This is a genomic window from Anaerococcus porci, from assembly GCF_034090325.1.
In the GTDB taxonomy this organism is placed as follows: domain Bacteria; phylum Bacillota; class Clostridia; order Tissierellales; family Peptoniphilaceae; genus Anaerococcus; species Anaerococcus porci.
Map to the genome: position 1 here is coordinate 1 of NZ_JAXDSU010000062.1, position 7,958 is coordinate 7,958.

The 7,958-nt window shown below is 28.9% G+C and carries 8 protein-coding genes; 7 read left to right on the forward strand and 1 reads right to left on the reverse strand.

Annotated elements, in window-relative coordinates:
• Positions 1-189: 189 nt before the first annotated feature.
• On the reverse strand, positions 190-621 hold the full coding sequence (locus SOR60_RS06690) for a Dps family protein (protein ID WP_154539233.1): 432 nt from the start codon (positions 619-621) through the stop codon (positions 190-192).
• 113 nt (positions 622-734) lie between these two features.
• On the opposite strand from SOR60_RS06690, the gene SOR60_RS06695 reads away from it, so the two are divergent.
• The 7 genes from SOR60_RS06695 to SOR60_RS06725 form a co-directional block, all read left to right on the forward strand.
• Positions 735-1,031: a winged helix-turn-helix transcriptional regulator gene (locus SOR60_RS06695; RefSeq protein ID WP_320595523.1), complete on the forward strand. Its 297-nt coding sequence runs from the start codon at positions 735-737 to the stop codon at positions 1,029-1,031.
• 47 nt (positions 1,032-1,078) lie between these two features.
• Positions 1,079-2,161: a cysteine desulfurase family protein gene (locus tag SOR60_RS06700; RefSeq protein ID WP_154539229.1), complete on the forward strand. Its 1,083-nt coding sequence runs from the start codon at positions 1,079-1,081 to the stop codon at positions 2,159-2,161.
• Positions 2,148-3,257 carry a tRNA 2-thiouridine(34) synthase MnmA gene (gene mnmA, locus SOR60_RS06705; protein ID WP_154539227.1) on the forward strand — a complete coding sequence of 370 codons (1,110 nt, stop codon included), beginning with the start codon at positions 2,148-2,150 and terminating at the stop codon, positions 3,255-3,257. The genes SOR60_RS06700 and mnmA overlap by 14 nt, the downstream gene beginning before the upstream one ends.
• Before the next feature lie 82 nt (positions 3,258-3,339).
• Positions 3,340-4,239 carry an RluA family pseudouridine synthase gene (locus SOR60_RS06710; RefSeq protein ID WP_320595524.1) on the forward strand — a complete coding sequence of 300 codons (900 nt, stop codon included), beginning with the start codon at positions 3,340-3,342 and terminating at the stop codon, positions 4,237-4,239.
• Between the two features lies 1 nt (position 4,240).
• Positions 4,241-5,770: a YifB family Mg chelatase-like AAA ATPase gene (locus SOR60_RS06715; protein ID WP_154539223.1), complete on the forward strand. Its 1,530-nt coding sequence runs from the start codon at positions 4,241-4,243 to the stop codon at positions 5,768-5,770.
• Positions 5,770-6,954, forward strand: a complete 1,185-nt coding sequence (locus SOR60_RS06720; protein WP_320595525.1) for a GspE/PulE family protein — start codon at positions 5,770-5,772, stop codon at positions 6,952-6,954. The genes SOR60_RS06715 and SOR60_RS06720 overlap by 1 nt, the downstream gene beginning before the upstream one ends.
• Positions 6,955-7,760: 806 nt before the next feature.
• Positions 7,761-7,958: ATP-binding cassette domain-containing protein (locus SOR60_RS06725; protein ID WP_320595526.1), on the forward strand; the 198-nt coding region annotated here is incomplete at its 3' end.

Here is a 7,958-nt window from a genome sequence, read left to right on the forward strand (position 1 = left end):
GGCTGATATTCTTCAATTAACATTTTTGCTATTTTACTTCTTCTTGTTTCCGGTCTTTTTCTTGGCATAAAAATTCCTCCTGGTTAGTTTTTCTTTACCCTAATCAGGAGGTTTCTATACACAAAACTTTACACAGTCTCTGTAATGATTTTGGAACTATTAATTCATTTTGCATCAGCCTCTAAATTTTTATTTTAAACTCGCTTTTATAAACCAAATTTCTTTATTATAAGCTTCAATGTGCTCTTCCATAGTATTAGTTATTTGAAAATCATCATTTTTATCTGCTTCTTTTCTTATTTCTAGAGCAAGTTCTTTAAATTTATTTAAATCTTCTAGATAAATTTCTAAAGCTTTTCTAATTTCTATATCTTCAGATTTTGAAATTTCATCAATTGTTGTAAGATTAAGATATGATTTTAGGTCTGCGTTTGGATAGTAACCTTGCATTTTTTGAATTTCTGCAATTTCATCATATCTTTCAAAAAATGCATTATATTGGCTTTCAAAGTATTCGTGTACTCTAACAAAACTTTTGCCTACTATATTCCAATGAAGATGGTGTAGTTTTATGTTTTCAACCATTATGTTTGCTAAATATATATCCAATTTTTTATTCATTATATACTCCTTTTTTAATTTGATTTTTAGAATCATTTTAATTATAGTATGATTATATTATAATAAAATATATTCAACAAGGAACAAATATGTTAGTTAAAAATAGGAGATTTATGAAAGAATATAGTAAAGGTTTAGAGCTTATTGAAGATTTATTTAGCAAAAGATGGGTGCCTGAAATAATTCATTCTATAGGAATAGGTAATAATAATTATAAAAAAATTCTAGATTCTATATCTTATATTTCTCATACAGAGTTAAGTAGGAAGATAAAACTTTTATTAGACTATGGAGTCATAAAAAAAGACGATAAAGATAAGGCGTATAAGCTTACTCAATTTGGCTTTGATGTAGACCATGTTTTTGGTCATATTTATGAAATATCTGACAAGTATTTAAAAAGGGATTAAGATTTAAATTAAGAGATTTTAAAGTATAATACAGCTTAGGTGATATTATGATTTATTTTGATTATGCTGCAACTTCAATAAAAAGAAATGAAATACTAGAATATATTTTAAAAAATAAGGAAAATTTTGATGGGAATCCAGATTCTCTTCATACATATGGAAGAAAAGCTAAAAAAATCTTAGAGGACTCAAGAAGAAAGATTGCAAAGTCTATCAAAGCAGATAGCAATGATATAATTTTTACATCTTCTGCTTCGGAGTCTAATAACACAATCTTATCTAATTTTAAAGATGATTTAATTATAACATCTAAGATAGAACACGATTCTATCTTAAATGCTGTTAATAAGGATAAGACTATTTATTTAGATGTGGATAAGGATGGATTTTTTACACTTGATGATTTAAAAGAAAAGATGACAAGCGATGTCAAGCTTGTATCTTTGATGTTTGTCAACAATGAAGTAGGCTCCATTGAGCCTGTTAAAGAAATAGGGAAGTATCTAAAAGAAAGAGATGTTTTCTTTCATATCGACTGTGTTCAAGCTTATGGACATATAGACATAGATGTTAATGAACTAGCTTGTAACTCTCTTTCTCTTTCAGGGCATAAGATAGGCGGTATCAACTCATTTGGAATACTTTATGCTAATAAAAGTATAAAACCTCTTATAAGAGGAGGAGAGCAAGAAAAGAATAGGCGTGCTGGAACAAGTTTTGTGATGGGAGCTTATTCTATGGCAGAATCTATAGAAAAAACCATAAAAGAAAGAGGGAAAATAAAAGAATTAAAGACTTATTTTGTAGAGAAATTAAAAGAATCTAACTTTATTTTCGAAATAAATGGAAGCCTAGATAATTCGTCAAATCACATACTAAACTTATATTTTCCTTATGTTAAAAATGAATTTTTGTTAACATTTTTAGATATGCATGGTGTATGTATATCAGTTGGTTCTGCTTGTAGAGCAGGAAGTATAGAAGCAAGCAATGTAATTAAGGCAATGTATAATGAAGATAGGGCCATGCATTCAGTAAGATTTTCTTTTGGTTTTACAAATACAAAAGAAGATATAGATTATACATTTGAAATTCTTAAAAAGGTTAGGGGTATAGATGGAGAAAACTGATAAGAAAGATATAAAGGTGGTAGTTGGCGTAAGTGGTGGTGTTGACTCATCAGTTGCAGCCTTACTTTTAAAGCAAGAAGGTTACGATGTAACTGGAATATTTATGAAAAATTGGGATGAAGAAGATGAAAATGGGGTTTGTACTGCAGAGGTTGACTATGAGGATGCAGTTAAGGTATGTAATCAGATAGGTATTCCATATTATTCTATAAATTTTGAAAAAGAATATTATGATAGAGTTTTTTCATATTTTCTAGATGAGTATAAAAAAGGAAGAACTCCTAACCCTGATATAATGTGTAATAAGGAAATTAAGTTTAGAGCCTTTCTTGATTATGCCAAAGATTTAGGAGCAGACTATCTTGCTACAGGTCACTATGCAAGAGTTGAAAGAGATGGAGAAGAAGTTAAAATGCTAAGGGGTGTTGATAAAAACAAAGACCAAACTTACTTTTTATCTCAACTATCCCAAGATCAAATAAAAGACGTTCTTTTTCCAATAGGAGAACTTGAAAAGAAAGAAGTAAGAAAAATAGCCAAGGAAAATAATCTTGCTACAGCAGATAAAAAGGATTCAACAGGAATTTGCTTTATAGGCGAGAGAAATTTTAATGAGTTTTTATCAAACTATCTTCCTGCTAAGAAAGGCAAAATTGTAGATATAGATGGAAATGTTATGGGAGAACATTATGGACTAATGTATCACACCATAGGTCAAAGAAGAGGTCTAGGCATAGGTGGTGAAGGAGAAGCGTGGTTTGTTTGTGGTAAGGACTTAGAAAAAAATGAACTTATAGTATGTCAAGGAAAGAATAATGAGAGATTGTTTTCAAATAGGCTAATCGGATCTTTACTTTCAAGTTTGTCATCTAAGGGCTTTGCTAAAGAATTTGATTGTACATGTAAGTTTAGGTATAGGCAAAAAGATATAAAATCTAGGGTAAAAATCCTAGAGGATGGTAGGGTTGAAATAAAATATGATAAGACAAAGGCTGTAACTCCAGGTCAAGCTGCTGTATTTTACGATAATGATATTTGTCTTGGTTCATGCATAATAGATGAAGTTTACAATGATGATAAAAGATTGAAAGTTTAAAAGAGTAAGTTTGCTTGCTCTTTTTTATTTATTTAAACGCCTTAACTTTGGACAAAAAGTCTTAAAATGCTATAATCTATATATGAATATACTAGCAGATGAAAATATTAGAATAGACAAATACATATCAAATAAATTTGAAGAAATCCCAAGAGAAAAAGTAAAAGATTTTATAAAGGATAAGAAAATCCTGGTGGATGAGAAAAAAGTAAAGCCGAGTTATAAACTTGAACTTGGAGATATGATAAATATATCAGATGAATTATTTAAAAAGCCAGAAATAAGGCCGGAGAAGATGGACATAAAAATCATCTATGAAAATGAGGATTATGCAATTATTGATAAAGACGAGAATGTAATGGTCCATCCTGCAGGCTCTATAGTAACAGCAACCCTAGTTAATGGCTTATTATATAAGTTTGGTTATGACAATCTGTCTCATATTGGTGGAGATGATAGACCTGGTATAGTTCACAGACTTGATAAGGATACTACAGGTTTAATGCTTATAGCCAAAAATAATAAATCATATAAATATTTTAAAGACTTATTTGAAAAGAGGAAAGTAGATAAGGAATATTTTGCCATATGTCATGGGATTTTTGACAATAAAAAAGATACAATTGAAACCTTTATTGACAGGGACCCTAATAATAGGAGAAAAATGGCAGTTAGACCAAGTGGAAGAAAGGCTATAAGTAAGTATGAGGTTATAAAAGAAGCTAATGGTTTTTCTCTAGTTAAGGTAAAAATTCTAACAGGAAGGACTCATCAGATAAGAGTCCATATGACCTATATAAATCATCCTATTTTAGGAGATCCTGTTTATGGAAATGTGGGGCATAAGTTTAATTTAGAGCACCAATTATTACATTGCCATAAACTTGGTTTTGTTGATCAAAGCGGAGAATATAAAATCTTTGAAACAGAGGTTCATGACGATTTTAAGAAATATCAAAAAGTTTTAAAATTAGGAGATTAGCATGTATTCAAAAATTAATACTGTAAGTCTTCTTGGCCTTGAAGGTAAGGCTATAGAAGTAGAAAGCGATATCACATCAGGGTTACCTGCCTTCAATATCGTAGGTTTACCAGACTCATCTATAAAAGAATCTAAGGACAGAATAAGGGTAGCCTTAATTAACTCAGGTTATAAATTTCCCCAAGGTAGGATTACTATAAATTTATCTCCTGCAGATATAAAAAAAGAAGGTACCCAATTAGACCTTCCCATAGCAGTATCTCTTTTAAGAAGTATGGGAGTAATAAAAAAAGAGAGAAACGACTTTATCTTTATAGGGGAACTTTCTTTAGATGGAAGAATCCTTCCTATAAGAGGAGCACTTGCTATGCTTATATCTATGAGAGAAAAAGGATTTAAAAATTTTATTATTTCTGATGGAAATAAGGATGAATGTTCAATTATTAAAGATTGTAACACTTATCCATTTATTAATATAGAAAGTCTGGTTACTTATCTTAATGGTGAAGTAGAAAAAAATCCATATAAAGCTAGATTAAATGATAATATTGAAGAAGATAAGTATGACTATGATTTTTCAGATATAAAGGGGCAAGATTCTTTAAAAAGAGCTTTGCAAATATCGGCAGCTGGAGATCATAATCTATTGATGATAGGTGCTCCAGGAAGTGGAAAAACTTTCTCTGCAAAACATTTACCGTCAATATTACCTGATATGGACTTTGAAGAAAAAGTAGAAGTTACAAAAATATATTCTGTAATGGGACTATTGGATGAAGGAAAGCTTATAAATAAAAGACCTTTTAGGTCCCCTCATCACTCTGCAAGTGAAGTTTCTTTAATAGGTGGAGGGGCAAATATACCAAAGGCAGGAGAGATAACACTTGCTCACAAGGGAGTATTATTTTTAGATGAATTTCCAGAATTTTCAAAAAAAACTATTGAGGCCTTAAGAGAACCTTTAGAAAATAGAGAGATAAACATATCAAGGTCAATGGCTAGTATAAAATATCCTGCAGATTTTATTTTGATAGCAGCAATGAATCCATGTCCTTGTGGAAACTATGGAAATCCTTTAAAAGAATGTACATGTAGTCACAATGAAATTAGAAGATATTTATCAAAATTATCATCTCCAATCCTTGATAGGATTGATATACATATTGAAATTAAGCCTGTAAAATATGAAGAATTAAAAGATAATATGAAGACTAAATCATCAAAAGAGATGAAGTTTGAAGTCCAAAGGGCAAGATTAATTCAAGAAGAAAGGTATAAAAATGAGTCCATATCTACAAATGGAGCCTTAAATACTAGACTTATGAAAAAATATATAAAATTAGATGATAAATTAGAAAAAATAGGACAAATGGCCTTTAACAAATATAATTTTTCAGTAAGAAGCTATAATAAAATAATTAAGATGGCAAGGACAATTGCTGACCTTGAAAATTCTGACATGATTTTAGATAAGCACTTATTAGAAGCCATAAGGTATAGGTCACTTGATGGTAAGTATTGGAGTGTCTAATGGATAATAATTTAATAAATATTAATATTGACCTTTATATAAATGATCTTATAAAAAAAGCTCTTAAATATAATTCATCAGATATTCATATAGAACCTATGGATAAGACTTTTGCTAGAATTAGGTTTAGGGTAGATGGGAAGCTTATAAATATAACCGAGATGACATATGAAGAATATAAGAAGCTTATAACAAGAATAAAGCTTTCTTCAAAGCTTGATATAGCTGAAAAGAGAAGACCTCAAGATGGGTATTTAAAGCTTGATAGGTTTCCCCATATAGATTTTAGAATATCATCCTTAAATACTATAGTTGGTGAGAAATTAGTTTTAAGAATTCTTTCTCTAGATTATTTTAAAAAATCTTCCAACCTTTTAGGCTTTAGTGAAAATTCAAAAAATATATTACAAAAAGCCATAAAAAATAAGTCGGGTATGATTATTTTTACAGGTCCCACAGGTTCTGGTAAGTCAACTTCTTTATATTCACTTCTTAATCATTTAAATGATGATAGTGTAAATATAGTTACAGTAGAAAATCCAGTCGAAATAAATGTTATGGGAATAAATCAAATATCTGTGAATAACAAGATAGATTTTAGCTTTGCAAATGCCCTAAGATCTATTTTAAGACAAGACCCAGACATAATAATGATAGGTGAGATAAGAGATCAAGAAACAGCGAAAATGGCTATAAGGGCGGCAATTACAGGTCATTTAGTGCTTTCAACTCTTCATACGACTGATGCCATATCATCGATAGCGAGGCTTAGAGACTTGGGAATTGAAGACTATCTTATAGGTCAATCTGTTTCAATCTTAGCAGGGCAAAGGCTCGTAAGGAAACTTTGTGATTGCAAGATAAAAAGAAAGATAACTATAAGTGAATATAATTTGTTAAAAAGATATTTTGATATTAAAAAAGATCAAGAAGTTTATGATGCATGCGGTTGCAATAAATGTAATGACGGATATTTAGGAAGGGAGGCAGTAGAAGAGGTATTGGTATTTAATGATGATTATAAGAAGCTTCTTTTAGAAAATAAAGACTATAGTAAAAATGAACTTGATAGGTTGTACAAGATTAAGGATTTCAAGTCTATGACTTACAATGGTCTTAGGAAAGTTCTGGATGGAGTTACAAGTTTCAGTGAAGTTTTTGATTCCATATATTATATTGATTAAAGAAAATTATATTAATCAAAAAGGGTGAAAATTATTATATAAGTTTTGATAGCATAATATTAAACTATATTAGTTAATATGGGTAAGGTTTGGTGAAATTATAAGAAGATTTTTATAATATAGTATTAATCTTATAGTAATAAATGTCTATTATAGTCATATTTGATATATTTTTATCTTTTGTAAAACGTAAGTTTCAATACTTGCGTTTTTTTAGTTTAAATTTAATATTTTCTAATTTCCATACTATATTAATATATCAACTATTATACTTTTAATTTGTAAAAGTTCTGAAATACATTGGAAATAGTAGTTTTCAGATGTTTTTTTAGAAAAAATGTAGCACTATTTACTATTTTTTATAAAGTTTGCAGTATTTACTCATGTATTTAACTTTAGGATGAAATAAAATAAGACTACAAGGTGGTGAAAATATGAAACCTGAAATAGTAGCAATGGGAAATGGTTCTAAGCTATGTTCGTTCTGTATGTTTATTTTTAGTACCAACTCTCATTGAATTTGATGGAATTGTTGAATTTGTAGCTTTCTTCTGATAAATAGAAGACTTTTATTTTACAAAAATTAGATTTAAAATCTTATTTATGTAGTCTCAGATATAAAGATATTAAAAAATTATTATAAGCTCTTATTAAAAACTATGAGAGATTTTAAAAAATTAAATAAAGTCATTACAAATATAAATAATAAGTATAATTTTTTATCAGATGAAAGACTGAGTTCCTAATGTTAAAAATTGTGGGTAGTTTAATAATAAATTAAATTATAAGTTTAGGAGACTATTTATATGAATATAATTGAAGTTAAAAATATGAGCAAAAATTTCAAAAGTAAAAAGTTATTTAATGATTTTTCTATAGAAATTGAGGCAAATACAGTCCATGCAATAGTAGGTCCTAATGGTTCTGGGAAAACTTCTCTTTTAAGAATACTAACTGGACTATATGACAAAGATGATGGAGAAGTTAAAGTTAAGGGAAATCAT

Coding starts and splice junctions, on each gene's coding strand:
- SOR60_RS06700 (WP_154539229.1), top strand. CDS start 1,079: ATGATTTATTTTGATTATGCTGCAACTTCAATAAAAAGAAATGAAATA.
- SOR60_RS06720 (WP_320595525.1), top strand. CDS start 5,770: ATGGATAATAATTTAATAAATATTAATATTGACCTTTATATAAATGAT.
- SOR60_RS06715 (WP_154539223.1), top strand. CDS start 4,241: ATGTATTCAAAAATTAATACTGTAAGTCTTCTTGGCCTTGAAGGTAAG.
- mnmA (WP_154539227.1), top strand. CDS start 2,148: ATGGAGAAAACTGATAAGAAAGATATAAAGGTGGTAGTTGGCGTAAGT.
- SOR60_RS06710 (WP_320595524.1), top strand. CDS start 3,340: ATGAATATACTAGCAGATGAAAATATTAGAATAGACAAATACATATCA.
- SOR60_RS06695 (WP_320595523.1), top strand. CDS start 735: ATGAAAGAATATAGTAAAGGTTTAGAGCTTATTGAAGATTTATTTAGC.
- SOR60_RS06690 (WP_154539233.1), bottom strand. CDS start 621: ATGAATAAAAAATTGGATATATATTTAGCAAACATAATGGTTGAAAAC.